Source organism: Rahnella sp. EDr1-12 (assembly GCF_049206505.1).
Taxonomy (GTDB): domain Bacteria; phylum Pseudomonadota; class Gammaproteobacteria; order Enterobacterales; family Enterobacteriaceae; genus Rahnella; species Rahnella rivi.
This window is the reverse complement of the sequence record NZ_JBLZNY010000001.1, coordinates 975,186-1,002,172: the sequence shown is the minus strand read 5'-3', so window position 1 is coordinate 1,002,172 and position 26,987 is coordinate 975,186. Positions and strand designations below refer to the sequence as shown.

At 56.2% G+C, this 26,987-nt stretch carries 27 protein-coding genes; 12 read left to right on the top strand and 15 right to left on the bottom strand.

From position 1 onward, the window contains the following. Positions 1 to 11 precede the first annotated feature (11 nt). The 6 genes from galM to modE all read right to left on the bottom strand — a co-directional run bounded on the left by galM (position 12) and on the right by modE (position 6,960). Complete coding sequence (galM, locus tag ACO0U8_RS04725) at positions 12 to 1,058, bottom strand: galactose-1-epimerase (protein ID WP_421670394.1); 1,047 nt, start codon at positions 1,056 to 1,058, stop codon at positions 12 to 14. After that, positions 1,052 to 2,200: a galactokinase gene (gene galK / locus ACO0U8_RS04720; RefSeq protein WP_421670393.1), complete on the bottom strand. Its 1,149-nt coding sequence runs from the start codon at positions 2,198 to 2,200 to the stop codon at positions 1,052 to 1,054. Before galK ends, galM begins: the two co-directional genes overlap by 7 nt. Beyond that, a complete protein-coding gene (galT, locus tag ACO0U8_RS04715) occupies positions 2,197 to 3,249 on the bottom strand; it encodes a galactose-1-phosphate uridylyltransferase (RefSeq protein WP_421670392.1) in 1,053 nt (350 codons plus the stop codon). Before galT ends, galK begins: the two co-directional genes overlap by 4 nt. A gap of 19 nt (positions 3,250 to 3,268) precedes the next feature. Beyond that, entirely contained in the window at positions 3,269 to 4,285 is a 1,017-nt protein-coding gene (galE, locus tag ACO0U8_RS04710; protein WP_056771711.1) for a UDP-glucose 4-epimerase GalE, read from the bottom strand. Between the two features lie 297 nt (positions 4,286 to 4,582). After that, the gene (modF, locus tag ACO0U8_RS04705) at positions 4,583 to 6,052 is read right to left on the bottom strand and encodes a molybdate ABC transporter ATP-binding protein ModF (protein WP_421670391.1); all 1,470 of its coding nucleotides are present in this window, start codon (positions 6,050 to 6,052) and stop codon (positions 4,583 to 4,585) included. Between the two features lie 125 nt (positions 6,053 to 6,177). After that, positions 6,178 to 6,960 carry a molybdenum-dependent transcriptional regulator gene (gene modE / locus ACO0U8_RS04700; RefSeq protein WP_421670390.1) on the bottom strand — a complete coding sequence of 261 codons (783 nt, stop codon included), beginning with the start codon at positions 6,958 to 6,960 and terminating at the stop codon, positions 6,178 to 6,180. A gap of 172 nt (positions 6,961 to 7,132) precedes the next feature. On the opposite strand from modE, the gene ACO0U8_RS04695 reads away from it, so the two are divergent. The 4 genes from ACO0U8_RS04695 (at position 7,133) to modC (ending at position 10,044) form a co-directional block, all read left to right on the top strand. Beyond that, complete coding sequence (locus ACO0U8_RS04695; protein ID WP_072158040.1) at positions 7,133 to 7,288, top strand: AcrZ family multidrug efflux pump-associated protein; 156 nt, start codon at positions 7,133 to 7,135, stop codon at positions 7,286 to 7,288. A 233-nt stretch (positions 7,289 to 7,521) separates the two neighbouring features. Then, positions 7,522 to 8,295: a molybdate ABC transporter substrate-binding protein gene (gene modA / locus ACO0U8_RS04690; RefSeq protein WP_056771724.1), complete on the top strand. Its 774-nt coding sequence runs from the start codon at positions 7,522 to 7,524 to the stop codon at positions 8,293 to 8,295. Further along, positions 8,292 to 8,981: a molybdate ABC transporter permease subunit gene (gene modB, locus ACO0U8_RS04685; protein WP_122095850.1), complete on the top strand. Its 690-nt coding sequence runs from the start codon at positions 8,292 to 8,294 to the stop codon at positions 8,979 to 8,981. Before modA ends, modB begins: the two co-directional genes overlap by 4 nt. 1 nt (position 8,982) lies before the next feature. Continuing rightward, positions 8,983 to 10,044, top strand: a complete 1,062-nt coding sequence (modC, locus tag ACO0U8_RS04680) for a molybdenum ABC transporter ATP-binding protein ModC (protein ID WP_421670389.1) — start codon at positions 8,983 to 8,985, stop codon at positions 10,042 to 10,044. On the opposite strand, the gene ACO0U8_RS04675 is transcribed toward modC, so the two are convergent. After that, complete coding sequence (locus ACO0U8_RS04675; RefSeq protein WP_056771734.1) at positions 10,041 to 10,304, bottom strand: helix-turn-helix domain-containing protein; 264 nt, start codon at positions 10,302 to 10,304, stop codon at positions 10,041 to 10,043. The genes modC and ACO0U8_RS04675 overlap by 4 nt on opposite strands. A 136-nt stretch (positions 10,305 to 10,440) precedes the next feature. Here ACO0U8_RS04675 and ACO0U8_RS04670 point away from each other — a divergent pair, with 136 nt between their 5' ends. Then, complete coding sequence (locus tag ACO0U8_RS04670; RefSeq protein WP_056771737.1) at positions 10,441 to 10,710, top strand: helix-turn-helix domain-containing protein; 270 nt, start codon at positions 10,441 to 10,443, stop codon at positions 10,708 to 10,710. 88 nt (positions 10,711 to 10,798) lie between these two features. On the opposite strand, the gene ACO0U8_RS04665 is transcribed toward ACO0U8_RS04670, so the two are convergent. Beyond that, positions 10,799 to 11,620 (bottom strand): pyridoxal phosphatase, encoded by an 822-nt coding sequence (locus ACO0U8_RS04665; RefSeq protein WP_122095848.1) that lies wholly within the window; start codon positions 11,618 to 11,620, stop codon positions 10,799 to 10,801. A 206-nt stretch (positions 11,621 to 11,826) separates the two neighbouring features. Between ACO0U8_RS04665 and pgl the strand changes: the two genes are divergently transcribed. Then, positions 11,827 to 12,828: a 6-phosphogluconolactonase gene (gene pgl, locus ACO0U8_RS04660; protein WP_421670388.1), complete on the top strand. Its 1,002-nt coding sequence runs from the start codon at positions 11,827 to 11,829 to the stop codon at positions 12,826 to 12,828. A 265-nt stretch (positions 12,829 to 13,093) separates the two neighbouring features. Then, on the top strand, positions 13,094 to 14,605 hold the full coding sequence (locus ACO0U8_RS04655; RefSeq protein ID WP_421670387.1) for a methyl-accepting chemotaxis protein: 1,512 nt from the start codon (positions 13,094 to 13,096) through the stop codon (positions 14,603 to 14,605). 68 nt (positions 14,606 to 14,673) lie between these two features. On the opposite strand, the gene ACO0U8_RS04650 is transcribed toward ACO0U8_RS04655, so the two are convergent. The 4 genes from ACO0U8_RS04650 to ACO0U8_RS04635 all read right to left on the bottom strand — a co-directional run bounded on the left by ACO0U8_RS04650 (position 14,674) and on the right by ACO0U8_RS04635 (position 18,355). Then, entirely contained in the window at positions 14,674 to 15,954 is a 1,281-nt protein-coding gene (locus ACO0U8_RS04650; RefSeq protein ID WP_421670386.1) for a putative acyl-CoA thioester hydrolase, read from the bottom strand. Positions 15,955 to 16,074: 120 nt separating this feature from the next. Then, a complete protein-coding gene (locus ACO0U8_RS04645; RefSeq protein WP_122095845.1) occupies positions 16,075 to 16,557 on the bottom strand; it encodes a kinase inhibitor in 483 nt (160 codons plus the stop codon). 37 nt (positions 16,558 to 16,594) lie between these two features. Beyond that, positions 16,595 to 17,290: a type 1 glutamine amidotransferase domain-containing protein gene (locus ACO0U8_RS04640; RefSeq protein ID WP_390974731.1), complete on the bottom strand. Its 696-nt coding sequence runs from the start codon at positions 17,288 to 17,290 to the stop codon at positions 16,595 to 16,597. A 27-nt stretch (positions 17,291 to 17,317) separates the two neighbouring features. Beyond that, a complete protein-coding gene (locus ACO0U8_RS04635) occupies positions 17,318 to 18,355 on the bottom strand; it encodes an NADP-dependent oxidoreductase (RefSeq protein ID WP_056771762.1) in 1,038 nt (345 codons plus the stop codon). Positions 18,356 to 18,626: 271 nt separating this feature from the next. On the opposite strand from ACO0U8_RS04635, the gene aphA reads away from it, so the two are divergent. After that, positions 18,627 to 19,340 (top strand): acid phosphatase AphA, encoded by a 714-nt coding sequence (gene aphA / locus ACO0U8_RS04630; protein WP_122096111.1) that lies wholly within the window; start codon positions 18,627 to 18,629, stop codon positions 19,338 to 19,340. Between the two features lie 76 nt (positions 19,341 to 19,416). Here the strand turns inward: aphA and ACO0U8_RS04625 are convergent, their stop codons facing one another. Beyond that, entirely contained in the window at positions 19,417 to 20,196 is a 780-nt protein-coding gene (locus ACO0U8_RS04625) for an ABC transporter substrate-binding protein (RefSeq protein WP_421670385.1), read from the bottom strand. A gap of 41 nt (positions 20,197 to 20,237) precedes the next feature. Next, entirely contained in the window at positions 20,238 to 21,392 is a 1,155-nt protein-coding gene (locus tag ACO0U8_RS04620; protein ID WP_056772034.1) for a methionine aminotransferase, read from the bottom strand. A gap of 155 nt (positions 21,393 to 21,547) precedes the next feature. Here ACO0U8_RS04620 and ACO0U8_RS04615 point away from each other — a divergent pair, with 155 nt between their 5' ends. Beyond that, the gene (locus ACO0U8_RS04615; protein WP_217204905.1) at positions 21,548 to 22,510 is read left to right on the top strand and encodes a LysR substrate-binding domain-containing protein; all 963 of its coding nucleotides are present in this window, start codon (positions 21,548 to 21,550) and stop codon (positions 22,508 to 22,510) included. Between the two features lie 17 nt (positions 22,511 to 22,527). Here the strand turns inward: ACO0U8_RS04615 and bioA are convergent, their stop codons facing one another. Further along, positions 22,528 to 23,805, bottom strand: a complete 1,278-nt coding sequence (gene bioA / locus ACO0U8_RS04610) for an adenosylmethionine--8-amino-7-oxononanoate transaminase (RefSeq protein ID WP_421670384.1) — start codon at positions 23,803 to 23,805, stop codon at positions 22,528 to 22,530. 137 nt (positions 23,806 to 23,942) lie between these two features. Here bioA and bioB point away from each other — a divergent pair, with 137 nt between their 5' ends. The 3 genes from bioB to bioC are packed head-to-tail and all read left to right on the top strand — an operon-like array spanning position 23,943 to position 26,925. Further along, the gene (bioB, locus tag ACO0U8_RS04605; protein ID WP_056771775.1) at positions 23,943 to 24,980 is read left to right on the top strand and encodes a biotin synthase BioB; all 1,038 of its coding nucleotides are present in this window, start codon (positions 23,943 to 23,945) and stop codon (positions 24,978 to 24,980) included. A gap of 3 nt (positions 24,981 to 24,983) precedes the next feature. Then, positions 24,984 to 26,135, top strand: a complete 1,152-nt coding sequence (gene bioF, locus ACO0U8_RS04600; RefSeq protein WP_421670383.1) for an 8-amino-7-oxononanoate synthase — start codon at positions 24,984 to 24,986, stop codon at positions 26,133 to 26,135. Further along, the gene (bioC, locus tag ACO0U8_RS04595) at positions 26,119 to 26,925 is read left to right on the top strand and encodes a malonyl-ACP O-methyltransferase BioC (RefSeq protein ID WP_056771782.1); all 807 of its coding nucleotides are present in this window, start codon (positions 26,119 to 26,121) and stop codon (positions 26,923 to 26,925) included. Before bioF ends, bioC begins: the two co-directional genes overlap by 17 nt. Positions 26,926 to 26,987: the final 62 nt, after the last annotated feature.

Here is a 26,987-nt window from a genome sequence, read left to right as displayed (position 1 = left end):
GTCCCTGGGAATTACAGCGCGAAGAACTGATAAGTCGTGGCCGACTTATAGGGCTGCCCCGGTTTTATCCAGCAACTTGGCTGCGGCCAGGTGGCGTGATTGGGGCTGTCTGGCAGAAATTCACTTTCAAGCGCCACACCGCTGTAGCTGGCATATTCACCGCCGCTGCGGTTTGGCGTTCCGCCAAGGAAGTTGCCGCTGTAGAGCTGCAATGCCGGGGCTGAGGTGAAAACGCTCATCTGAACTTTACCGTCAGCGGACCATAAATGCGCCGCCGGGAATTCACCGGAATTGCAGGTACGGTTGAGCAAATACGCATGATCGTAGCCTTTCACACGTTGCTGATCGCGGTCGCTGAGGAAATCTTTCGCCAGTGTTTTCGGTGCATTGAAGTTCATGCCGGTGTTTTCCACCGTCGTCGGATCAGCACACGGAATCCCGTCGCTGTCGACCGGCAGGAAGCGATCGGCAAACAGCTGTAACTTGTGCTGGCGCGCATCGGTGCCTTCGCCATCAAGGTTGAAATAGGCGTGATTGGTCAGATTGACCGGACATAGTTTATCCACGGTGGCTTCGTAGCGGATTTCCAGACGGTTATCGTCGGTCAGCTGATAATGCACCGTGGCGGTCATATTGCCAGGGAATCCTTGATCGCCGTCGGCGGAAAACAGCTGGAAACTGATTTTCTGTGCGGTCCGGGAAAGGATCTTCCAGCGGCGCGCATGAAAACCTTCCGGCCCGCCGTGCAGCTGATGAACGCCCTGGTTGGCGACCACCAGATGCGGTTTACCGTCGATCTCAAACTGAGAACGGGCGATGCGGTTGGCATAACGTCCCACGGTCGCGCCAAGGTATGCGCTCTGGTTCATGTAGTCATGTGGCGACTCACAGCCGAGCAACAGTTCTCGTGTGGAACCGTCCGCCAGTGGCAGCGTGAAAGAAAGCCAGGTTGCGCCCCAGTCCATGAATGTGGCGGTGGCACCCGCCGAATTCTGTAGCGTTACCTGTTCAAACGGCTGGCCATCTGGGGCCAGCTGTGTGTTTTCAGGTTTTAACATACGCCTGCTCCTTGTGAAGCGGTGCAGACGTAGAAGGTTTCTTTCAGGCCGCTGTGCGCCTGATATTGCTGTTCAACCGCGTAACGGACTTTTTCCACCATGTCTTCCGGCACCAGCGCCACGATGCAGCCACCGAAGCCGCCGCCGGTCATGCGCACACCGCCTTTATCGCCGATCACTTCTTTGACGATGTCCACCAGCTTGTCGATTTGCGGTACGGTGATTTCGAAATCATCGCGCATGGAGGCGTGAGATTCCGCCATCAGTTCGCCCATACGTTTCAGGTCACCGCTGGCCAGTGCGTCAGCCGCTGCCAGCGTGCGGTCGTTTTCAGTGATAACGTGACGCGCACGGCGGGCCACCACCGGATCCAGCTCGTCCTGAATGGAGAAGAACAGGGCAGGGTCTACGTCACGCAGCGCTTTCACGCCGAAGAAGCGGGCCGCCACTTCGCACTGTTCGCGACGGGCGTTGTATTCGCTGTCCACCAGGCCGCGTTTCACGTTGGAGTTGATGATGACGACGGCTGCATTTTTCGGCATAGACACCGCGCGGGTTTCCAGCGAGCGACAGTCTATCAGCAGGGAGTGATTTTCCTTGCCGAGGGCGGAAATCAGCTGATCCATGATGCCGCAGTTACAGCCGACAAACTGGTTCTCCGCTTCCTGGCCGTTCAGCGCCAGCGCCACACCGTCCAGCGGCAGGTCGTACAAGGATTTCAGCGCCTGCCCCACCGCCACTTCCAAAGATGCCGATGAACTCAGGCCCGCGCCCTGTGGCACGTTACCGCTGATCACCATGTCTGCGCCGGAGAAATCTTTATTCCGCAGCATCAGATGTTTCACCACGCCGCGCACGTAGTTGGCCCACGGGTGCGTGTCGGAGTGCAGAATAGGTTCGTCGAGAGAGAAGCTGTCTTCATCGTTGTCATAATCGGCGGCGATCACGCGGATCGTGCGGTCATTACGCTGCGCGCAGGCGATCACTGTTTCATAGTCGATGGCACACGGCAGCACGAAGCCGTCGTTGTAATCGGTATGTTCGCCAATCAGATTCACGCGGCCCGGCGCCTTGATGGTGATGGTCGCAGGGTAGCCGAATTTATCAGCAAAGATTTCAAGGGTTTTAGTTTTCAGATTCATTGTTTTTCTCCGGCCTCACGATAATGGACATCACTCACCGCCCGCAGACGTTCAGCGGCTTGTTCCGCCGTCAGGTCGCGTTGGGTTTCAGCCAGCATTTCGTAGCCGACCATGAATTTGCGTACCGTGGCTGAACGCAGCAACGGCGGATAGAAGTGGGCATGTAACTGCCAGTGTTGGTGGTCGCCTTCGGTAAACGGCGCGCCGTGCCAGCCCATCGAATACGGGAAAGAACACTGGAACAGATTGTCGTAGCGGCTGGTCAGCTTTTTCAGGGCCAGGGCTAAATCACTGAGCTGTGCGTCGGTTAAATCAGTGATGCGCAGAATGTGTGCTTTCGGCAGCAGCAGTGTTTCGAATGGCCACGCCGCCCAGTAAGGCACCACCGCCAGCCAGTGTTCGGTTTCCACCACCGTACGGCTGCCGTCGGCCAGCTCACGCTGAGCATAATCGACCAGCATCGGCGAACCCTGTTGTTCGAGATAGGCACGTTGCAGGCGGTCTTCACGTTCAGCTTCGTTTGGCAGGAAACTGTTGGCCCAGATCTGGCCGTGCGGATGCGGGTTGGAGCAGCCCATTGCCGCGCCTTTGTTCTCGAAAACTTGCACCCATGGGTAGGATTTACCCAGATCAGCGCTCTGTTCCTGCCAGGTTTTCACCACATCGGTCAGCGCTTCTACGGAAAGTTGCGGAAGCGTTTTGCTGTGATCGGGTGAAAAGCAAATCACCCGGCTGGTGCCGCGCGCACTTTCCAGACGCATCAGCGGATCGGTACTTTGTGGCGCAAACGGTGTGTCTGGCATCAGTGCGGCAAAATCGTTGGTGAACACATGGGTGCTGGTGTACTGCGGATTCACATCACCGGTGACGCGGGTATTCCCCGGACACAGGAAGCAGTCAGGATCGTGCGCCGGCAGAACCTCATCCGAAACGGCTTCCTGCTGCCCTTGCCACGGGCGCTTGGCGCGGTGCGGGCTGACTAAAATCCACTGATCGGTCAGCGGATTGTAGCGACGATGTGGGTGATCAATTGGGTTAAACGTGGTCATAAAGATTCCTTAGTCCGCCTTAGTCTGGGTAACCTTGCGGGTTTTTCGACTGCCACAGCCAGGTGTCATTCGCCATATCTTCCAGCGTACGGGTGACTTTCCAGTTGAGCTCTTTTTCGGCTTTGGCCGGGTCTGCCCAGTAGGCCGGTAAGTCGCCGTCACGGCGTGGTGCAAAGGTGTATTTCACCGGTTTGCCGCAGGCTTTGCTGAAGGCGTTGATCACTTCCAGCACGCTTTGGCCGAAACCCGCGCCGAGGTTGTAAATGTGAACGCCGGATTTATTGTGCAGGGTTTTCATCGCCGCCAGATGGCCGTCAGCCAGATCGACAACGTGGATGTAATCACGCACGCCGGTACCGTCTTTGGTCGGATAATCATTGCCAAATACGGCAACGGACTCACGGCGCCCGACAGCCACCTGCGCGATAAACGGCATCAGGTTATTCGGCACGCCCTGCGGATCTTCACCCATCAGGCCTGACGGATGTGCGCCGACCGGGTTGAAATAGCGCAGCAGCGTCATGCTCCACTCCGGCTCAGCGCGCTGAACGTCTTCCAGAATTTGCTCGACCATCAGTTTGCTGCGGCCATAAGGGCTGGAAGGGTTACCGGTCGGGAAGTCCTCAACGTAAGGTGTTTTTGGCTGATCGCCATACACGGTCGCCGAGGAGCTGAAAATCAGGTTTTTGACGCCCGCATCGCGCATGGCTTCAAGAAGGACCAGCGTACCGGTGACGTTATTGTCGTAATACGCCAGCGGTTTGGCGACGGATTCGCCCACGGCTTTCCAGCCTGCGAAGTGAATCACCGAATGAATCTGGTTTTCGCTGAAAATTTTATCGAGGATCGCGCGGTCACGGATATCGCCTTCGTAGAACAGCGGCGTTTTGCCGGTGAGCGTGTTGATACGTTCAAGCACGCTGACTTTACTGTTGTGAAGGTTGTCCAGAATGACGGGTGTGTAACCCGCTTCAATCAACTGCACGCAAGTATGACTGCCGATGTAACCGCTACCACCTGTGACTAAGACGTACATAATCGCTCCCCGATGAGTATCAATGTTGCAACGATATCACGCTGCTAGGCTGAAAAAGGTGATCCATCCCCAATAAAATGGAATCGCTTACACAAACAGTTTATCACCTTTCCACGGCGCTAAACAGGTGATACCGGCGATATCGAAAGCGGAGTGTAAATCATCTCGCCCCACAACAGGCGGCTTGTGTAATCGATTACACTGATTGTTCAGCAGGGTTTGAAAACAGTTTCAGGGGAGAAAAAAGCAGGATGTCGTCAGAAAAGCGGCCTTCCGCAGCAGGAAGGCCGTGAGGGATTACAGCTGTTCTGTCTGATACCGGTAGATATCGCCGTCAGGTATAAAACTCAGGCGGTGAGTAATGCACTCAGGCGCATCTTCAGCGTGATGCGAAACAAACAGCAACTGGGTGTCACCTTCGCCAATCAGAATATCGACAAAGCGGCGCACCAGCTGACGGTTGATCGGATCCAGACCCTGTAACGGTTCATCGAGGATCAGCAGCGCAGGGTGTTTCACCAGCGCGCGGGCAATCAGGGCCAGCCGCTGTTGCCCCCATGACAAACTGTGAAAAGGCGTATCTCCGGCGCTGCCGCCGAGGCCGAGGAGAGTCAGCCACTGCGATGTGAGCAGGCGCTGCCGGTCAGAAACGGCCTGATAAATCCCGATGGAATCGAAGAAACCCGACGTAATGACGTTGCGCACGCTGCTGCTGACGCGGTAGTCGAGATGCAGGCTGCTGCTGACGTAACCGATATGGCGTTTGATGTCCCAGATGGTTTCACCGCTGCCACGACGGCGGCCAAAAAGCGTCAGATCGTTGCTGTAGCCCTGCGCGTGATCGCCGGTAATCAGGCTGAGCAGGGTGGATTTACCCGCTCCGTTTTGCCCGGTGATTTGCCAGTGCTGACCGGGGTCAACCTGCCAGCTAAGGTGATGCAGGATAGGTTTATCGTCGTATTGCACCACACCGTCGCGCAAAACGATCAGCGGGCAGTCTGCCGGCGGGCTCACGCGCATCGTCGGGTCTTCGGCTTCCGGTACCGCCATGCCGCTCAGGCTTTCACTGTGCGCCAGCTGCGCCACCAGGGCGTCGGCCATCACCTGTTCACGCGGGCCGAATGACGCCAGCGTGCAATCGGCCAGCACGCCGACGTGTTGAACGAACGGCGGAATATCGTCAAAGCGGTTCAGCACCAGCACCATGGTCTGCCCGTGTTCTGCCAGCGTGGCGAGCAACTGCGCCAGCTGGGCGCGGGCGTTGACGTCCAGACCGTCGAAGGGTTCGTCGAGCACCAGCAAATCGGGTTGTTGCATCAACACCTGACACAGCAGTGTTTTGCGGGTTTCGCCGGTAGAAAGGTATTTGAAGCGGCGATCGAGGAGTTTCTCAATGCCAAATTGGGCGGCGAGGGCGGCACAGCGCGCCGGATCTTTCACCTCTTCCTGAATGATGTCAGCGGTGGTGCGGCCGGTATCGTCCTCGCCTTCGCTGAGCAAATCGGTGTTGTTGCGCTGCCATTCATCGGCCACCAGTTTTTGCAGCTGCTCGAAAGAAAGCCTGACGATATGCGCAAAACTGGTCTCGCGCGTGCCTTTGAGAAGCGTCAAGTCACCGGCAAGCGCACGCGCCAGCGCGGATTTTCCGCTGCCGTTGGAGCCAACGAAGGCCCAGGTGTCACTCTGCTGCAGGGTCAGATCGGAAAGTGTGAGGGTTCGGGTATCGCTCAGGCGGAAAATACCTTGCGAGATGTGCAACGACGGCATGATTTATCCCTTTTTATGCAGGCATGTTATGTAAGAAGGGATAAGCGCTGCCGCCGTGCAAGTCAATTGACAATTCTGCAAAGTGTTAACGCTGATTCTGCAAGGATATGATTAACAGAGCATTTTTAGCACAGCGTGGCAAGAATCACTTTATCGTCATCAAACTGAGCAAACACAGACTGACCGGTCGCCAGCCGCAGACTGTCGGTATCCTGGTTCGGCACGGTGGCGCACAACGTCTCGCCGCCGGTGAGTTTCAGCAGCACCTCGCTGTTCAGTTCGCCGCGCTGAATATGGGTCACTTCGCCCGGTAATGCGTTATGCGGATTTTCTGCGCTGAGCCCGAGGGTGATCCACGGCGCTTTGATCAGCACCAGCACTTCTTTGCCGGGCGTCAGCGCCAGCCGGTCAGCACTTTGTTCGGTGATGGCGGCGCGGATCCGGGTTTTGCCATCAGCCAGCACCACATCAATATGCTGTTGTACCGTTTCGTGGCTGCGTTCCACCACGTTGCCGAAGAACTGATTGCGCGCGCTGGTCTGCAGGGAGAAGCGCGAAATGGCGGCCAGCAGGCTGTCGAGGGGCAGGGAATCTTCTTTAAGCACATCAAAAGCTTTTTGCTGGATGTGCGCCAGCAGTTCGTACAGTTGGATCAGCCGCTCACCGTAAGGCGTGAGGATCGCGCCACCGCCGCCTTTACCGCCGGTACTGCGCTCGACCAGGGTATCATCCGCCAGCTGGTTCATCTCGTTGATGGCGTCCCACGCGCTTTTATAACTGATACCCGCCAGCTTCGCGCCCTGGCTGATTGAACCGGTATGGCGTATCTGGCGCAGTAATTCCATACGACGCGGGTCAGCGAACAACCGCTCCCGCAGCTTGAGGGTTAACAGGATTTCAGCTTGCATGTCAGCTTCCTTAATGGACGAAGGGGCATTGTCGCCGTTAAACCGGTCTGCAGGCAAGTTGGCGAAATGCTAAAGTAATTGCAGCCCCGTGCTGTTATTATCCGTCACAGTCTGTAATTCAGTTTATGAACATCGCCGTGTTGTGCGATTCAGCCAGTCAAGTGAGGCTATCATGTTAGAATTAATCGAAAGTTTGGTATTCGCTGCCATCATGGTGCCGATCTTCATCGCGGTGATCCTGGGCCTGATCTGGGGACTGGGCGAAGTTTTCAACATCATTTCGGTCGTCGGCCACTCTAAAGAGTCCCGCAATAAGCCTCATTACTGATACCTGCAGTATTGATTCGAATAACCCGGCCCCTGTGCCGGGTTTTCTTTTTTCTAAGTGCAGTGAAGCAGACAGCCCTTGGAAAACTCTTCAGCGAAGCCAGATCAACAAACATCAAGTTCCTGCCATTTCCGCCGATAAATCAGATGACACTCCTTTTTCCTGCGCTATATTGTTGCGTACATAACGCATCTTCAAAAGCATGAATAACCCATAACAGGCGAGGAAAAATGATGAAAACTTCTTGGGCGAAATTATTAACGGCGACCGTGCTGGTAGCAGGTCTGAACGTTCAGGCGCAGGCCGCAGAGAAAATCACGGTGTTTGCCGCCGCGTCGCTGACTAACGCCCTGCAGGATATCGCCACGCAGTATCAGAAAGAAAAAGGCGTGCAGGTGGTGTCTTCTTTCGCGTCGTCATCCACTCTGGCACGCCAGATAGAGCAGGGTGCACCGGCTGATCTGTTCATTTCTGCCGATCAGCAATGGATGGATTACGCCATCGGCAAGCAACAAATTGTCGATAACACCCGTTATACTCTGCTCGGCAATGAGCTGGTGCTGATCTCGGCTAAAACCAGCAAAATCGATAAAGTCGATATCTCTGAAAAAACAGAATGGCTGAAACTGATTGGCGACAGCCGCTTAGCGGTAGGCGATCCGGATCACGTCCCGGCGGGCATTTATGCCAAAGAGGCGCTGCAAAAACTGGGTGCCTGGACCACGCTGGAACCGAAACTGGCGCGCGCCAGCGACGTGCGTGCCGCGATGGCGCTGGTAGAGCGTGAAGAAGCGCCGCTGGGTATCGTGTACGGCTCTGATGCCATCGCCAGCAAAAAAGTGAAGGTTGTCGGTATCTTCCCGGCTGCAAGCCATAAGCCGGTTGAATATCCGATGGCTATTGTTAAAGGCCATGAAAATCCGACGGTCAGCGCGTTTTACGATTATCTGAAAACGCCTGCTGCCGCTGAGATCTTCACCCATTATGGATTTACGCCACGCAAATGATGTTGAGTGAATATGAGTGGCAGGCGGTATTTCTCAGTCTGAAAGTATCGAGCCTGTCCGTAGTTTGCAGTCTGCCACTTGGTATTCTGATGGCGTGGATTTTGGTCCGCTGCCGTTTTCCCGGCAAATCCCTGCTCGACAGCATTATCCATCTGCCACTGGTGTTACCGCCGGTGGTGATTGGCTATTTGCTGCTGGTGGTGATGGGAAGGCGCGGCGTGGTGGGCGAGTGGTTGTACGCGTGGTTCGGATTCAGCTTCAGCTTCAGCTGGCACGGCGCGGTACTGGCTTCTGCCGTCGTTGCCTTCCCGCTGATGGTACGTGCCATCCGCCAGTCGCTGGAAGCCGTTGACCCCAAGCTGGAACTCGCCGCCCGGACGCTCGGCGCCTCACCGTGGCGGGTGTTTTTCACCATTACCCTGCCGCTGTCCGTTCCTGGCGTGATTGTCGGCGTGGTGCTGGCATTTGCCCGCTCGCTGGGAGAATTTGGCGCAACCATTACCTTCGTCTCCAACATCCCTGGTGAAACCCGCACCATTCCGCTGGCGATGTACACTTTGATTGAAACCCCCGGCGCAGAGGGCGCCGCCGCGCGGCTTTGCGTGCTGGCTATCCTGTTGTCACTGGCGGCATTACTGATTTCTGACTGGCTGGCAAAGCGCAGCCGAACGCGGCTGGGAGGCTGACATGCTGGAACTGGATTTCAGTCAGCAACTGGGTGAGCTGAATTTACAGGTCACACAAACCTTACCGGCGCAGGGCATTACTGCCATTTTCGGGTTATCCGGCGCAGGGAAAACCTCGCTTATTAACGCCATCGGAGGGCTGACAAAACCCGACAGCGGCCATATTTCCCTGAATGGCCGTCTGCTGTCAGATGTGCAGGGCAAGATTTTTCTGCCGCCGGAAAAGCGGCGTGTCGGTTATGTGTTTCAGGATGCGCGGCTGTTCCCGCACTATCGGGTGAAGGGAAATCTGCAATACGGCATGGCGGCGTCGATGCGCGGCCAGTTCGACAGTATTGTCCGTTTGCTGGGCATTGAAGCTTTGCTCGACCGTTTTCCGCTCACACTTTCCGGCGGAGAAAAGCAGCGCGTCGCCATTGGCCGTGCGTTACTCACCGCACCGGAAATTTTGCTGATGGATGAACCGCTGGCTGCGCTGGATCTTCCGCGTAAACGCGAACTCATGCCTTATCTCGAACGGCTGGCGCAGGAAGTCAGTATTCCGATTTTATACGTGACGCACAGCCTGGATGAAATTCTGCGGCTGGCGGAAAAAGTCCTGGTGCTGGATGCCGGTAAGGTATTAGCGATGGGCACTCTGGAAGAGGTCTGGGCGAGCAACGTGATGCGCCCGTGGCTGCCGAAGGAAGAACAAAGCAGCGTGCTGAACGTCAGCGTGCTGGAGCACCATCCGCGTTACGAAATGACCGCGCTGGCGATCGGCGATCAGCGTTTGTGGATAAGCAAAGTGGACGAAGAACCGGGCACGCCGTTGCGGGTGCGGGTCAATGCCACCGACGTTTCGCTGGTGCTGCAACCGACCGCCAATAACAGCAGCATTCGCAACGTACTGCCCGCGCAGGTGCTGGAATGTCTGGAGGTCGGCAATCAGGTGGAAGTGAAACTGGCGATGGCCGGACACGTCATCTGGGCGCGTATCACGCCGTGGGCGCGGGACGAGCTGATGATCCGCGCAGGCCAGTGGCTGTATGCGCAGATTAAAAGCGTGTCGGTCAACCGTTAATCTTTTGGCGTATTGAAGTTTTCATACAGGCTCAGAACCTGCTCGGCGAAATCGTCGTCAATAATATAGAAATAGCATTCCGGTACGTTCAGCACGCGCGCGAAATGGCACAAGGTGTCGAAGTTCGGGCTGTACGTACCGCTCTCATATTGCGATACCCGCGAACGCGCGGTGCTTTCATCAATGCCTCCTAACACACCCAGTTTCTCCTGCGTGAGTTTGGCTTTCTTCCGTGCTGATTTCAGTCTGTGCGGGATCATAGTCAATAACCATATAAACTGTATTGACGTTATGTTAAGCATCCCTTAACATATTGTTGTTTAGAGTTACTGAACGACGTAACGAGAAAGTGTAGACCACATTTCAACGGCTGAACCTACAACAAAAGGAAGAACGATGAAAAAGGAAAGTGACTGGCATCCGGCGGATATCATTGCCGGACTGCGTAAACGGAAAACGTCGCTGGCCGCGGTATCCCGCGAAGCCGGATTAGGGTCTTCGACGCTGGCAAATGCACTGGCGCGCCCCTGGGCGAAAGGCGAAATGATCATTGCGAAAGCGCTGGGGGTGCCTCCGGCGACGATCTGGCCAAGCCGCTATTTCGATGAAGATCACCAGTTAATTCAGCGCCGCGTCCGGCCTGAAAAGCATAAGACGGAATGCTGATGTTCCGCCCGGCATGACATAAAAAAAGCCTTCCTCGTGGCGGAGGAAGGCTTTAACGGTGTCTATGTTGACAGGTGTGAACGCGGGATCAGTTCAGGACTTTACTGCGGATAACCTCCGCGATGCCCGGCGTTTCATGGTCGCCAATCACCAGCGCGGCTCGCTCTTTAATGGCATCGACCGCATTGCCCATCGCGACGCCCAGCCCAACGTTTTCCAGCATGCTGAGATCGTTAAAGTTATCCCCGAAGGCCACCACATCCTGCATGCTCATGCCCTGAGATTCGACCCACTCCTGCAAACGACGGCCTTTGCTGTTCCCGCCTTTGGCGACGTCCACCTGATCGTGCCATGACCACTCGCAGGCCAGGCCCAGTTCATTTTCTGCCTGAGCGGCAAAAGTGTGCAGCGCATCCAAATCCTGATGTGAGGTGGCGAATTTCCACACGGACTGCGCTTCATCGGCCGCGTCCCGCAGGCTGTTGACGTGAACGATGTTCGGGCGCTGGCCTTCCGGCAGGGTTTCACCCCAGGCGATAGAACGGCTGACGTGGCCGCTCGGCTGCTGATAAAGCATGGCATCATCCACATACAGCAGGCCATGAATGCCGTGATATTCCAGCAGGTCGACCACTTTTTTGGCTTTCACTTTATCCATCGGGTCGGAGGTCAGAACCTTACGTGCCTGATAATCATACAGATAGGTACCGTTACAGCAGATAGCCGGTGTATCCAGCTGTAAGGCCTGGTAAAACGGATGAATCGCGACGTGATGGCGTCCGGTGACGATGACCACTTTGATTCCCTGTGCGCGGGCGTCGGCCAGCGCAGACAAAGATTCCGGCAGAATACGTTTTTGACGGTCGAGCAACGTACCGTCGAGATCAAGTGCGATGATGCGATAAGTCATGGGCAGTCCATCATAAAGTGAGAGGATCGAAGAAATTATCATCATGTTACCGTGTTAAGCCTGCTAATTAAACCTGCAAACCCGCCATACTTGTGCAGTGAATGCCCTGCCGGACGGCCAACAGATTTAGGGCATGGCTGCTGCCGGGTTGTTGGGTTATCCTGAACTACGCTTTCAAATCTAATGAGATTTAATAAGGAGTTGTGATGAAGCAAGTTGTCTACGTTGCCAGCCCTGATAGCCAGCAAATCCACGCTTTTCGTTTAGAGGACAAGGGTGAACTGAGCCTGCTGCAAACCGTGGAAGTGCCGGGGCAAGTACAGCCGATGGTGATCCATCCTGACGGTCACCGTCTGTATGTGGGTGTGCGTCCTGCATTTGGCGTGCTCACTTACCGTATCGATCACGAAGGCAAACTCGAAGAAGCATCGATGGCCCCGCTGCCGGGCAGCCCGACGCATCTGGGTATCGATCTGCAAGGGCGCTTTGTGTTCTCCGCCTCCTACAGCTTCAACAACGTCAGCATTCATCCGCTGGATGAGCAGGGCCACGCGCTGGCACCGACGCAGGTTCTGGAAAATATTCAGGCTCCGCACTCTGCCAATATCGATCCGACCAACCAGTTGCTGATGATCCCGGCGCTGAAAGAAGACCGCATCCGTCAGTTTGATTTCAGCCAGCAGGGCGAGGCGACGCCGCATGAATCCGCCGAACTGCGCACGGTGGAAGGTGCCGGTCCGCGCCACATGGCTTTCCATCCGAACCACCATTTCGCCTACTGTGTGAACGAACTCAACAGCAGCGTGGATGTGTATCAGAAAGACGTGACCAGCGGCGAATACCGTCAGGTGCAGACGCTGGGCATTATGCCTGCTGATTTCACCGGCACCTGCTGGGCAGCAGACTTGCACATTACGCCGGACGGCAAATTCCTGTATGCCTCTGACCGCACGGCCAGCCTCATCTCGGTGATGACCGTATCAGAAGACGGCAGCGAACTGACGCTGGCGGGGCATCACGCGACACAAACACAGCCGCGCGGTTTCAACATCGATCACAGCGGTCAGTTTGTGATCACTGCCGGTCAGAAATCCGACGCTATTGAAGTGGCGAAAATTGATCCGGCAAACGGCCAGCTGACCACGCTGAAAACTTACCCGGTGGGCAAAGGCCCGATGTGGGTCAGTATTCTGGACATTCGTGGCTGAGACTGAAGGCTAAACAAACCTCAATCAATGCGTCAGGCTTATGATTCATTTTGTGCAGGTGAATAATACCGTCAGGTAATAATGATCAAGCCCCTGTATTAAGGGGCTTTTTTATCCCTGAGCTTCCCGTGCTATTGTTAAGACTTATTTTCATCTCCCTCTAAATATTGTGCCTATCAGGTCGATAACTCTCCCGCTATTCACTCATTCTGTGCTGGCCTTGCCACCTCAGAGTCAGTCCTTTTGGTCAATCAGGGAGAAGAAAATGAATGTACTTTCAGGGATCGCTGGCCCCGTTCGCCACGCCACTATCGCTAATAAACTGGGAGCCGGTTTCGCACTGGTGTTGCTTCTGGGCTCGCTCGTAGCGGTATCCGGGATTTACCATCTGACCCGTATCAATGAGCGGGCAGAAAAAGTGACGCTGCTCAAAACCGTCAATGATCTGCTGAGCAGCGCGAAATTTTCCCGCCTGTCCTACATGGCGACCAAAGATCCGAAGTTTGTCGAAGAGAACGCTCAGGCGCTGGATAAACTGGAGGCCAGACTGGCCGAGGTCGCCGCCTATACGTGGGACGAACAGGATCAGCCTCTGGAAGAGGCGATGCCGGAAAACATCCGTCGTTACCGGGAAAGCTGGCAACATACGCTGAATCCTCCGGCCGGAAGCGACGCGCAAGACATCGCCGCGCAACTCGCCGCCGCCGGGCTGGCGCTGACCTCAGCATCCAACACGATGCTCGATCATGAAATTGCCAACACCCATCATGAAGTCAGCCAGACCATCACAGAAATGGTGGGCATTGTCATCGCCACCATCATTGCAGGGGCGTTGATTTCATGGCGGATGACCCGCCAGCTGACCCTGCCGTTGCGCCGGACGCTGGCGACGGCGGAGCGCATTGCGGCCGGTGATTTGACTATGCACAACGCCAGCCACAGTTTTGATGAAGTCGGGCAACTGAGCCGCGCCATCGAAGGCATGAACAAGAATCTGCACGGGATCATCGGCAATATCCGCGAAGGCGTGACGCAGGTGTCGCGTGCATCCGGTGAAATTGCTGCCGGAAATATCGATCTGTCGGCGCGCACCGAAGAGCAGGCGGCGGCATTAGGGCAGACCGCGGCCAGCATGGAAGAGCTGACTTCTACGGTAAAACAAAATGCCGATAACGCCACGCAGGCCAGCCAGCTCGCATCCGACGCCGCAGACACCGCTGCACGCGGGGGCAAGCTGGTGAGTGATGTGGTGGGTGTCATGAAAGAGATTGCCGTCAGCTCGAAGCAGATTTCCGAGATAACCACCGTGATCAACGGCATTGCTTTCCAGACCAACATTCTGGCGCTGAATGCGGCGGTTGAAGCGGCGAGAGCCGGTGAGCAGGGGCGGGGCTTTGCGGTTGTCGCCAGCGAGGTGCGCAGCCTGGCACAGCGCAGCGGGCAGGCGGCGAAAGAGATTGAAGGGCTGATCCAGAAGTCCGTCGCCAACGTGAATAACGGGTCGCAACTGGTCGCTAAAGCGGGTGACACCATGGAAGAGATTGTCGGATCTGTCCGTCACGTTACGCAGATTATTCATGAAATTGCATCGGCGTCGGATGAGCAAAGCAGGGGGATCAGCCAGATTGCGTTGGCCGTAGCGGAAATGGATACCGTCACCCAGCAAAACTCGGCGCTGGTGCAGCAGTCAGCCAGCGCGGCGGCATCACTGGACGAACAGGCGGTGACGCTGGAACGAACGGTGTCCGTCTTCCGTCTGGGTAACGAAGCGCAGTAAGGTCATCTCTGAACGAAAAAAAACCGCCGGAGGCAACCCCGGCGGTTTTTTCATCGCATCAGACTGAATTACTTCGCAGGCTGAGTCAGCACGTTGTTGTACTGCCACAGGCGGTTGAAGTTTGTGTCGTTCAGGTTGCGCTGCTGTTTTTCATCTTTCGGCACATTGCCCGCGAACGGACGGCCTGAGAATGCTGCTGCGCCCCAAGGGTTCATCTGGTCGTAGCTGTTGTCGAAGCTGCTGTCGCGGATAACCAGCTGGCTGCTGGCACCGTCCACATCCCACGCACGGCCCATTTTCGCTTTCGCTGCCTGCTCGAAACCACGGTCGCCGGTCAGATTACTGTCGATGACCAGGAAGCCATAAGGCGCATTGGCCGGAGTATTCGGGGCGAAGACAGACGCTTCTTTCACGCCACGGCTGCTGACGGTGTGGAATTCCACATGGTCAAACACCGCAAGGGCACGGCCAAACACGTAATCCACATCACCCACGATCAGGCTGTTGTGCACGTAAGCGCGGCTGTAACGGTTGTTGTCCGTTTCATTATGGATGTTGGCGGTATTGACCATATAGGTGTTCTGACGGCCAATCAGGCGCACGTTATCGATCACCACATTGTCGCCATCGGCGCGCAGCGCCACGGCGGAATGATCGCCTGCGTCAACGGTGTCGAGGGTGGCATTACCGATCGTCAGGTTTTGCAGTTGCAGGCCGTTGCTTTGTGACCAGACGGTGGCAGAACAGCCGGTGCCGATAGTGTCGGTGGTCAGCGTTGCGCAGTTTTTATACATGTAGAATGCACGATCGCCTGGCAGGAACTGGCCGTTAGGGCTGACGGTTGCACGGTAAGTTGCCGGTGTGCTGGCCGCTTCCAGACCCTGAGACAGGGTGACGTCAGAAGGGCTGGTGCCTGCACCGAATAAGGTGACTGGCGGAGAACCTGCCGGAATGTAAACCGCGCCGTTATAGGTGCCTGGCAGGATCTTGATGAAGATGCGTTCACCGTGGTTACGCACGGCCAGCGCTGCGTTCACCGCCAGCTGTACGTTAGTGTATGCCGCGCCGTCGGTACCCAATTGCGGGCCGACCACGAAGTCTGTTTTTACGCCATCCGTGCTGGCCAGTTTAGGGAACCAACCCTGTTTCTGAACCTGCAAAGAAGGGCCGCCAAAGGCCAGATAATTTTTTGTTGTGAAGTTGGCCGCTTCGTCCGCAGATAACACGGGCAGGGACGCGGTGCCCGGAGCAACCTGGCTCGATAAGCCTTCGTGGCTGCTGCTACATGCCGCCAGGAACAGGCTGGCTGACAACACAGCGCACGCGCGCGACAGGGTGGAAATATTCACTGTGACTGACTCCTTGATGAAGAACATTATTCTTTTTTTAAAAGTTGCGGTGAAAGCCGCAATAAAAAACGGTGGTCAGCAAAACTGACCACCTTTTCTGGTTCTTTTATACCACAGGAATCAGCTGTATATCACTGTCAGTGATGCTTTGCCGAGCGTATGGAAGTGCACGTTGAAACCGAGGTAGGCACCGCTGGCCTCTTCGTTGACGTCGAGGTGTTCCACATCGAGGGCATACACGGTGAAATGGTAGTGGTGATGCTCGCCCTGCGGAGGTGCTGCGCCGCCGTATCCGGCCTTGCCGAAGTCCGTACGGGTTTGCACGGCACCGGCAGGCAGACCGCCTTTGCCGGAACCTGCGCCCTGCGGCAACTCGCTGACGTCAGCCGGAATATTGGCGACGCCCCAGTGCCACCAACCGGATCCGGTAGGCGCGTCCGGGTCATAGCAGGTGATCACAAAACTTTTGGTGCCTTCCGGTGCGCCGGACCAGGCCAGATGCGGTGACAGATTGTCGCCGGTGTAGCCCATACCGTTGAAGACCTGCGTTTCCGGCATTTTCTCGCCGTCGCGCAGATCGTTACTGGTCAGTGTAAATGCCATAAAACCCTCATCTGATAGTGTGTCGTTGTTCGTCAGATTACTTGCCAGCTGCCTCAGCGCCCAGCATTTTCAACAATGCCTTAGCAACGGCGGTTGAAGAGGCCGGGTTCTGGCCGGTGATCAGTTTTCCGTCGGTCACGGCATAAGAATGCCAGTCGGCCGCTTTACTGTAATCCCCGCCATTTTTTTTCAGCTCATCTTCTACCAGGAACGGCACGATGTCGGTGAGGCCCACGCCATCTTCCTCGCTGTTACTGAACCCGGTGACGCGCTTGTCCTTCACCAGCGGCGTGCCGTCTTCCAGCAGAACATTGCGCAAAACGCCCGGCGCATGGCAGACGGTGGAAACCGGTTTGCCCGCTTTCCAGAATGCCTGAATTAACGCGATGGAATGCGCATCTTCTGCCAGATCCCACAACGGGCCGTGACCGCCCGGATAAAACACCGCATCAAAGTCTGCGGCGCTGACGTCGGCGAGTTTCACCGTCGTGGCCAGTGCGTGCTGCGCCTCTTTATCCTGCCGGAATCGGTCGGTGGTTTCTGTCTGGGCGTCCGGCTCATCGCTTTTCGGATCCAGCGGCGGCTGACCGCCTTTCGGTGAAGCCAGCGTCAGCGTGGCACCCGCATCCAGAAATTCATAATAAGGCGCGGTGAATTCTTCCAGCCAGAAACCGGTTCTCTTGCCGGTTTCGCCGAGTTTATCGTGCGATGTCAATACAATCAGTAATTTCATGTTACCTCCTGTGGACGTCAGCAGGGATTAATCCTGCCCGACACGGACAACCAGTTTGCCAAAGTTTTTCCCCTCAAGCAGCCCGAAGAATGCCTGCGGTGCGTTTTCCAGACCTTCCACGATATCCTCGCGGAATTTCACTTTACCGGCCTCAAACCATTCGCTCATTTGCGCCGCGAATTCATGATAACGGTGGCCGTAATCATCAAAAATAATGAAACCCTGCATACGCAGGCGTTTCTTAAGGATAGTCCCGGTCAGCAGCGACAGACGATCCTGCCCCTCATTCAGGCCGGTGGCGTTGTACTGTGAAACCAGCCCGCAGACCGGAATACGCGCTTTGGTGTTGAGCAATGGCAGTACAGCATCAAACACCTCGCCGCCGACGTTTTCAAAGTACACGTCGATACCGTCCGGGCAGGCGGCTTTCAGGCGCTTATCCAGATCGGGTGCGCGGTGATCCAGACATTCGTCGAAACCGAAATGCTCAACGGCGTAACGACATTTCTCTTCACCCCCGGCAATACCGACCACGCGGCAGCCTTTGATCTTGCCGATCTGCCCGACCAGCGAACCGACCGGGCCGGTCGCCGCAGCCACAACCAGCGTTTCGCCTGGCTTAGGTTCGCCGATATCCAGCAGGCCCATAAAGGCGGTAAAGCCCGGCATACCCAGCACACCCAGCGCCAGGGAAGGTTGTTTCAGCGCCGCGGCTTCCAGTTTCTTCACGGTTTTGGCGTCTGCCACCGCGTAATCCTGCCAGCCGGTGCTGCCGACCACCAGATCGCCGGTTTTGAAATCCGGGCTGTGAGATTCGACCACGCGGGAAACGGCGCCGCCGGTCATCACTTCACCGATTTGTACGGGCGCAGCATAAGAAGGCGCATCGCTCATACGGCCGCGCATGTACGGGTCAAGTGAAAGCCACACGGTGCGCAGTAATAACTGACCGTCTTTGGCCTGCGGTAAAGGGGCTTTTTCGAGGCGGAAATTTTCGTCAACGGGTTTACCGTGAGGGCGTGAAGCCAGCACGATGCGGCGGTTTTCGGACTGTAATTGAGGCATACCTGTTCCTTTCCGTTTGCGTATAAGAGCGTTAAAAATTCAAACAATAGGGAATAAGTATAGGACGCGAAGTCATTTGCGCATAAAGCGGTTGATGCTGTACCTGGCTAAGTCAGACGATTCTGCATCAAAGTGTGATCATCATCTTTTCCTATGATACCCGCCGGGAAATCCCTTTGCCCGGGAGAGGTACACAGGTATGTTTGGTAAGATTTTTGACCAATTGCTCCATCTTATCTTCAAGATTAATAAGCATAAAAAAGGGATCACGATGCGTAAAACAACACTGGCACTCAGTGCCGTTTGCCTGATGCTCAGCCTGAATCACTCTGCGGTTGCCAAAGAGTCCGCTCCTGCGCCGCTCTATCCGGGCGTCAACGTGGCGCAACTTGCGCAGCAGTCGCCGGTACACTGGGTATCCGTCGCACAAATTGAAAACAGCCTGCAAGGGCGCGGGCCGGTGGCGGTCGGGTTTGATATTGATGATACGGTGCTGTTCTCTTCGCCGGGCTTTTATCGCGGGCAACTCGAGTTCTCGCCGGGCAAACAGGATTATCTGAAAAACCCGCAATTTTGGGAAAAGATGAACAACGGTTGGGATGAGTTCAGCATGCCGAAAGAAGTGGCGAAAGGTCTGATTGCCATGCACATCAAACGCGGTGACAGCATTTATTTCGTCACCGGCCGCAGCGAAACCAAAACCGAGACGGTCACCAAAACCTTGCAGGAAGATTTCCAGATCCCACAAGACAAAGTGAATCCGGTGATTTTCGCCGGTGATAAAGCAGGGCAGAACACCAAAACGCAGTGGCTGAAAGACAAGCAGATCAAGATTTTCTACGGCGATTCAGACAACGACATCACCGCAGCGCAAGCCGCAGGTGCCAGGGGCATCCGTGTTCTGCGTGCGTCTAACTCAAGCTATAAACCGCTGCCGCAAGCCGGCGCCTATGGCGAAGAAGTGGTGGTGAATTCGGAATACTGACGGGCAGTAAAGCCGCAACACAAAGCGTCAGCAGATAATGCCAGTTGATCATGTCAACTGGCATTGGCTCGAAAATTTACTTCACGCTCACATCAATATCGCCGAAATATTTCTTCGACAGCGTTTGCACGGTGCCTTCCTGCTTCACTTTGGCGATGGCTTTGTCGAGTTTCTCTTTGGTGGGGGTATCGCCTTTACGCAGACCGAACGCAATGCCGCTGCCGAGGATCTTATCGTCACGCACGGCGTCACCGACAAATCCGTAATCTTTTCCGTCCGGACGGGACAGGAAACCGGTCTGACCGGCAGGAGCCAGCACTAATGTGCCGTCAAGCCGGCCCGAGGAAAGATCCAGATAAACCTGGTTCTGATCCTGATATGACACCACATCCACGCCTTCAGGTGCCCAGTGCGCCTTCGCATAACTTTCCTGAATCGAACCCTGTAACACGCCGATGTGTTTCCCTTTCAGCGAGTCAACGACAGGCAGCAGGCCGGAGTCTTTTTTAGCGATCAGTTTGCTGGGTACGCGGTAAATGACGTCCGTGAAATCAATGGCCTGACGGCGTTTTTCGGTGACGTTCATTGCGGAGTTAATGGCGTCAAATTTTCGTGACTGCAGGGCGGCAATCAGGCCATCGAAAGAGGTGTCGTACCATTCGCATTTTACGCTGGCGGCAGCGCAGACGGCGTTGCCCAGATCGATATCAAAACCCTGTAATTCGCCGGTGGCGCTTTTAGATTCGAACGGCGGATATTGCGCTTCCAGGCCAAATTTCAGCGTGGAACCGTCAGCCAGTGCGGAGAAAGACGCCACGGCGCAACCTAACAGTAATGCGATGTTCAATTTTTTCATTATTCACAATTCCCCAGCGTGATGCAGATAAATACAAAGGCTCAGACGCGACACAGGCGGCGTGCGCCTTCATACAACGTGTCGTTATCTTTGGCGAAACTCAGGCGGATAAGCCCGGTGGGTTTGTTATTGCTGTAAAACGCCGACAGCGGAATCGTCGCAATCTGATGATCACGGATCAAACTCAGCACAAATTCGTCGTCGGAGAGCGGGCTGAAATGGCTAAAACGCGCCAGCATAAAGAAACTGCCACGGCTGGGCAGTAATTCAAAGCGGGATTCACTGAGCGCGTCAGCCAGCAAATCACGCTTTTGCTGATAGAAATCTGCCAGCCCGAGATAACTTTGCGGATCCGCCATCGCTTCGGCGAAGGCGACCTGCATCGGCGTGTCGGCGGAGAACATCATAAACTGATGCACTTTGCGGATCTCATTCATCAGTTCTTCAGGCGCCAGGCAGTAACCGACGCGCCAGCCGGTGACGTGATACGTTTTGCCGAACGACGACACAATGACGCTGCGCTCCGCCAGTGGCGGGTGGCAGGCCATGCTCTCGTGGCGTTCGCCATCAAACACCACGTGTTCGTAAACTTCATCGGACAAAATGATGATGTCGGTGTTTTCCGTCAGCGCGGTCAGGCGTTCAATGTCGAAATCGGAAAAGATGGCGCCGGTCGGGTTGTGCGGGCTGTTGATGATGATCATTCGCGTGCGGCTGTTGATTGCACTCGCCACCTGATCCCAGTCGATGCTGAAATCTTCCATCGACAGACTGATAGCGACCGGTTTTGCCCCCTGCAATCGCACAATCGGCGCGTAACTGTCGAACGAGGGTTCGAAGTAAATCACCTCATCGCCCGGATGCACCAGCGCGCTGATGGCGGAGTAAAGCCCTTCGCTGGCGCTGGCCATGACCGTGACTTCCGCATCCGCGTCATACTGGCAGCCGTAAAGTGCCTCGACCTTCGCCGACAACGCATGGCGCAATGCCGACACGCCGCTCATCGGGGCATATTGGTTATGACCTTCACGCATGGCTTTGGTCACGCTGTCGATAAGCGACGGCTGACAGGAGAAATTCGGTGCGCCCTGCGACAGATTAAGGGCATTGTGCTCGGCGCTCAGCTGACCAATCACCGTAAAAATGGTGGTGCCGACGTCCGGTAATTTTGACTGCGGTAACAGTGCGCTTTTCATGGCAGACTTCCCAAAAATTCAGGCCAGACGGCCATCAGTAGGTCAAAACAGGTGTTCAACGATTAAGCAACAGTTCCCCTGTGCCGACAATAGAAAATTTGTCATACTCGCTATGAGTTTTCGTCATGGCTTATTGCAGTTTTAACGAGGTATGTGTGGCCCTTTCTCCTGAACTGTCGCATCTCAATGCGCTGAATTTACCCTCGCTCAATGTGCTGAAAACCTTTGCCGTCGTGGCGCAGACGCTGAATCTGACTCACGCCGCCACCCTGCTGCACATCACGCAGGGCGCGGTCAGCCGTCAGATTACCGGGCTGGAAGTGGCGCTGGGCTATCCGTTATTTTTACGTCAGGCGCGCGGATTAACGCTGACCCCGCGCGGCGCACAGCTGTTGCCACCGGTACAGCAGGCGCTGGCACTGATGGGGGATGCCCTGAAACGTGTCGGTTCTCATCCCGATACCTTACGCATCAAATGCCCGACCTGTTCCATGCGCTGGCTGTTGCCGCGGGTGATCCAGCTGCAAAACGACCGGCCTGATATGCGTATTGAGCTGACGGCGTCGATTGCTCACGGTGTGGATTTCAGCAATGAACATTTTGACGCGGCGGTCATTTTTGGCCGCCCGCCGGAGTCACCGCGCCGCGCACATCATCTGTTTGATGAAGTGCTGACGCCGGTGTGCACGCCAGATTTTTTACCGCGTCACAACGGGCATACCGAAGTCGCCGATCTGGCCGATAAAACCCTGCTGCATCCGACACGCGATCGTCGCGACTGGCTGATGTGGCTGCGGGAAGAGGGGGTGCAGAGCCTGCCGTCAGGCAAATCTCAGCATTTTGATACGCTGGATCTGGCGATCAATTCGGCGTTACAGGGGTATGGCGTGGCGATCGGGGATCTGACGCTGATCGAAGATGATTTGCAGGCGGGCAGGGTGATAGCACCTTTCCCGCTGTGTGTCGCAAGCGGCGCAGCTTACACCCTGTTGTATCCGGAAAATCCTACGCCCGCGCTGACCGTGGCGATAGAGTTTCTGACCGAAGAAGCGCGGCTCAGCCGTGAGAAACTGAGCGCGCTGCTTTCCACCTCTCATCGCCTGGTCAGCGCTTTGTAGCGTTGCTTTCGCAGGCGTTAATACAGCGCCGCCAGCGCACCGGCAATCGCGCCGGTAAGCCGGGTCAGTTCGGCGGATGAGATGATGTAAGGCGGCATCAGATAAATCAGTTTGCCAAACGGACGGATCCACACGCCTTCGGCCACGAAGTGTTTTTGCAACTGCGCCATGTTCACCGGCTGATGCATCTCCACGACGCCGATCGCGCCAAGTACGCGCACATCCGCCACCGCCGGGTGTTCAGCCAGCGGCTGCAATTCGGCACTCAGTTGTTTTTCGATGCTGAATACCTGCGCCTGCCAGCGGTTTTCCGACAACAAGTGCAGGCTCGCATTGGCGACCGCGCAGGCCAGCGGGTTGCCCATAAACGTCGGGCCATGCATAAAGCATCCGGCCTCGCCGTTACTGATCACATCGGCCACATGACGGGTCGTCAGCGTGGCGGAAAGCGTCATGTAACCGCCGGTCAGGGCTTTGCCGAGACACAAAATGTCCGGCGAAATCCCCGCGTGATCGCAGGCGAACAGCTTGCCGGTGCGGCCAAATCCGGTAGCGATTTCATCGGCAATCAGCAGCACGCCGTACTCATCGCACAAGTGGCGCACGCGTTTGAGATACAGAGGATGATAAATCCGCATCCCGCCTGCGCCCTGTACCACCGGCTCTAAAATGACCGCCGCGATCTTGCGGTGATTCTCTTCCAGCATTCTGGCGAACGGTGCGATATCCGCCTCGTCCCACTCCCCGCCAAAACGGCTTTGTGGCGCATCGGCAAACAGATGCTGCGGCAGGTATCCCTGATACAAACTGTGCATCGAATTTTGCGGATCGCACACCGACATCGCGCCAAACGTATCGCCATGATAGCCGTTACGCAGCGTCAGCAAGGTCTGGCGTTTTTCACCGCGCGCCTGCCAGTATTGCATCGCCATTTTCAGCGCCACTTCGACCGCCACAGAACCGGAATCCGCCAGAAAAACGCATTCCAGCCCGGCCGGCGTCATCTCAACCAGGCGGCGCGACAGGGCCACCGCCGAAGGATGGGTGATCCCGCCAAACATCACGTGGGACATTTTGCCGATTTGTTCGATCGCCGCCTGATTCAGCTGCGGGTGATTATAACCGTGGATCGCCGCCCACCAGGACGACATGCCGTCCACCAGCTCGCGGCCATCGGCGAGATGCAACATGACGCCCGAGGCAGATTCGACCGGATAGGCAGGCAGCGGTTTGGTCATAGACGTATAAGGATGCCAGATGTGGCGCTGGTCGAACTCGAGATCGGCGGGGTTCATAAAAGAGTCCTGCGGTGAATAAGTTGTAAACCAAAAAATATAATTATCGTTGACCGTAAACTAAAACGAATCGAGAATGGTTGACAGTATACCGACCATAAAAACGTTCACGAAACATTTATTTTGGAGTTGTCGCGATGACCACCCGCACCCAATGGACGCTTGAGAAGACTCAGGCACTGTTTAACAAACCTTTTCTGGAGCTGATGTTTGAAGCTCAGCAGATCCACCGTCAGCACTTTGATCCGCGCCAGGTGCAGGTCAGCACCTTGCTGTCGATCAAAACCGGCGCCTGCCCGGAAGACTGTAAATATTGCCCGCAGAGTTCCCGTTACAAAACCGGGCTGGAATCAGAGCGTCTGATGGAAGTCGAGCAGGTGCTGGAATCGGCGCGTCAGGCGAAAGCCGCCGGTTCCACCCGATTCTGCATGGGCGCCGCGTGGAAAAACCCGCACGACCGCGATATGCCCTACCTTGAACAAATGGTGCAGGGCGTGAAAGAGATGGGGATGGAAACCTGCATGACGCTCGGATCGCTCAATACCACACAGGCGCAACGTCTGGCGCACGCCGGGCTCGATTTTTACAACCATAACCTGGATACCTCGCCGGAATTTTACGGCAGCATCATCACCACCCGCAGTTATCAGGAACGTCTGGACACGCTGGCGGAAGTGCGCGGTGCCGGCATTAAAGTCTGTTCCGGCGGGATTGTGGGTTTGGGTGAAACGGTGAAAGACCGGGCCGGTTTGCTGATGCAGCTGGCGAACCTGCCGGTGCCACCGGAAAGCGTCCCGATCAACATGCTGGTGAAGGTCAAAGGCACGCCGCTGGCGGATAACGACGACGTCGATCCGTTCGATTTTATCCGTACCATTGCTATCGCGCGCATCATGATGCCGCAATCTTACGTGCGCCTTTCCGCAGGCCGTGAACAGATGAGCGAGCAGACGCAGGCGATGTGCTTTATGGCCGGTGCCAACTCCATCTTCTATGGCTGCAAATTGCTGACCACGCCAAACCCGGCGGAAGACAAAGATTTAATTCTGTTTGGCAAACTGGGGCTGAACCCGCAGACCTTCGAAACCGAGATGGGCGATAACCAGCAGCAGGCCGCGCTGGCTGAACAGCTGGTTCATGCGGATACGCCACAGTTTTATAACGCTGCCGTCTGACCCATGAGCTGGCAAACGCGGATCGACGCCGCGATTTTGGCCCGTCAGCAGGCCGCCGCTTTCCGAGTGCGGCAGCCAAACCGGGGCGGCAGCGCGCGCTATCTGACACAGGGCGACCGCCGCTATCTGAACTTCTCAGGTAATGATTATCTGGGGTTGAGTCAGGACGCTGAGGTGATCGCCGCCTGGCAGCAGGGCGCGGCGAAATATGGCGTCGGCAGTGGCGGTTCCGGGCACGTCACCGGCTACAGCGATGCGCACGCAGAGTTTGAGCAGCAACTGGCAGCCTGGCAGGGCTATCCGCGCGCGCTGCTGTTCATCTCCGGTTTTGCTGCCAACCAGGCGATTCTGGCGGCGCTGATGCAAAGTGAGGATCGCGTGCTGGCCGACAAACTCAGCCATGCTTCCTTGCTGGAAGCCGCCGCCCATGCGCCTTCGCAACTGCGTCGTTTTCATCACAATCAGCCGGGATCCTTACAGCGCTTGCTGGAAAAACCGGTGAGCGGGGAAACGCTGGTGGTGACCGAAGGCGTGTTCAGCATGGACGGCGATGCCGCACCGCTGGCAGATCTGCATAAGCTGTCCCAGGCGCATGGCAGCTGGATGATGGTCGATGATGCGCACGGGGTGGGCGTTATCGGCGAGGAAGGGCGGGGAAGTTGCTGGCAGCAGGGCATTCGGCCGGAACTGCTGGTGGTCACCTTCGGTAAAGCGTTCGGCTGCAGCGGAGCGGCGGTATTGTGTGATGATGCGACCGCAGATTACCTGTTGCAGTTCGCCCGTCATCTGATTTACAGCACCGCAATGCCCGCCGCACAGGTGTGTGCGTTACAGGCATCGCTGGCGCGGATCCAGCAAGACGACGGCCTGCGTGATAAACTGGCCGCCAATATTGCCCGTTTTCGTTCAGGTGCCGCCGGATTGCCTTATAAGCTGACCGGCTCGCAGACCGCGATCCAGCCCGTTATTGTGGGCGAAAATCAGCCCGCGCTGGATCTGGCCGCCAGGCTGCGCGAGCGCGGGTTGTGGGTCAGCGCCATCCGTCCACCGACGGTACCGCCGGGCAGTGCGCGGTTGCGTATCACGCTGACGGCGGCGCACGGACCTGAAGATATCGATTTTTTGCTGGAGTCCCTTCATGGGTGCAGTCACTGAATTAGTGAATAAACAAGCGGTGGCCGACGCGTTCAGTCGTGCCGCCATCAGTTATGAAAACGCCGCACAACTGCAGCGTGACGTGGGGGAGGAATTGCTGTCTCTCGCCGCGCCTTATCTGAAAATGTACGGTCTGGACGGGACAGGGAATACCGTCGTGGATGCAGGTTGCGGCACCGGTTATTTCAGCCGCTTCTGGAAAGCGCAGGGGCAGAATGTCATTGCGCTGGATCTCTCCGAAGGCATGTTAAACCGCGCCAGGGAACTGGATTCGGCTCAACAGTATGTGCCAGGCGATATCGAGCGTCTGCCGTTTGCGGATAACTCTGTCGATATCTGTTTCAGCAATCTGGCCGTGCAGTGGTGCAATGCATTGCCCCGTGCGCTGGAAGAGATGCACCGCGTGACCCGCAACGGCGGGCTGGTGCTGTTTTCGACGCTGGCGGAAGGTTCGCTCAATGAGCTGGCCGCTGCCTGGATGAAAGTAGACGGACGTCGTCACGTGAACAAATTTCTCACGCCGGACAAAATTGCCGAGGCCTGCGCGCCGTATCGCCATGAAGTCACCTTCAGCGATCACATTGCAGAATTCCCGGACGTGATGTCGCTGATGCGCTCACTAAAAGGCATCGGCGCGACGCACATTAAAAATGGCCGCATCGGCGGGCTGGGTGGCCGGGAGCGCCTGCAATTGCTGGAAAAACACTACGTTCGCCGCGACGGCATCCTGCCCCTCAACTACCGGCTGGTCTACGGTATTTTGCAGGTCGAAGAACTGATCCCACGCTGATCAACTCCTCCCCTGTGAAGGGGAGAGAGCTAAACCCACATCAGATTTTTAGCAGAATAAAT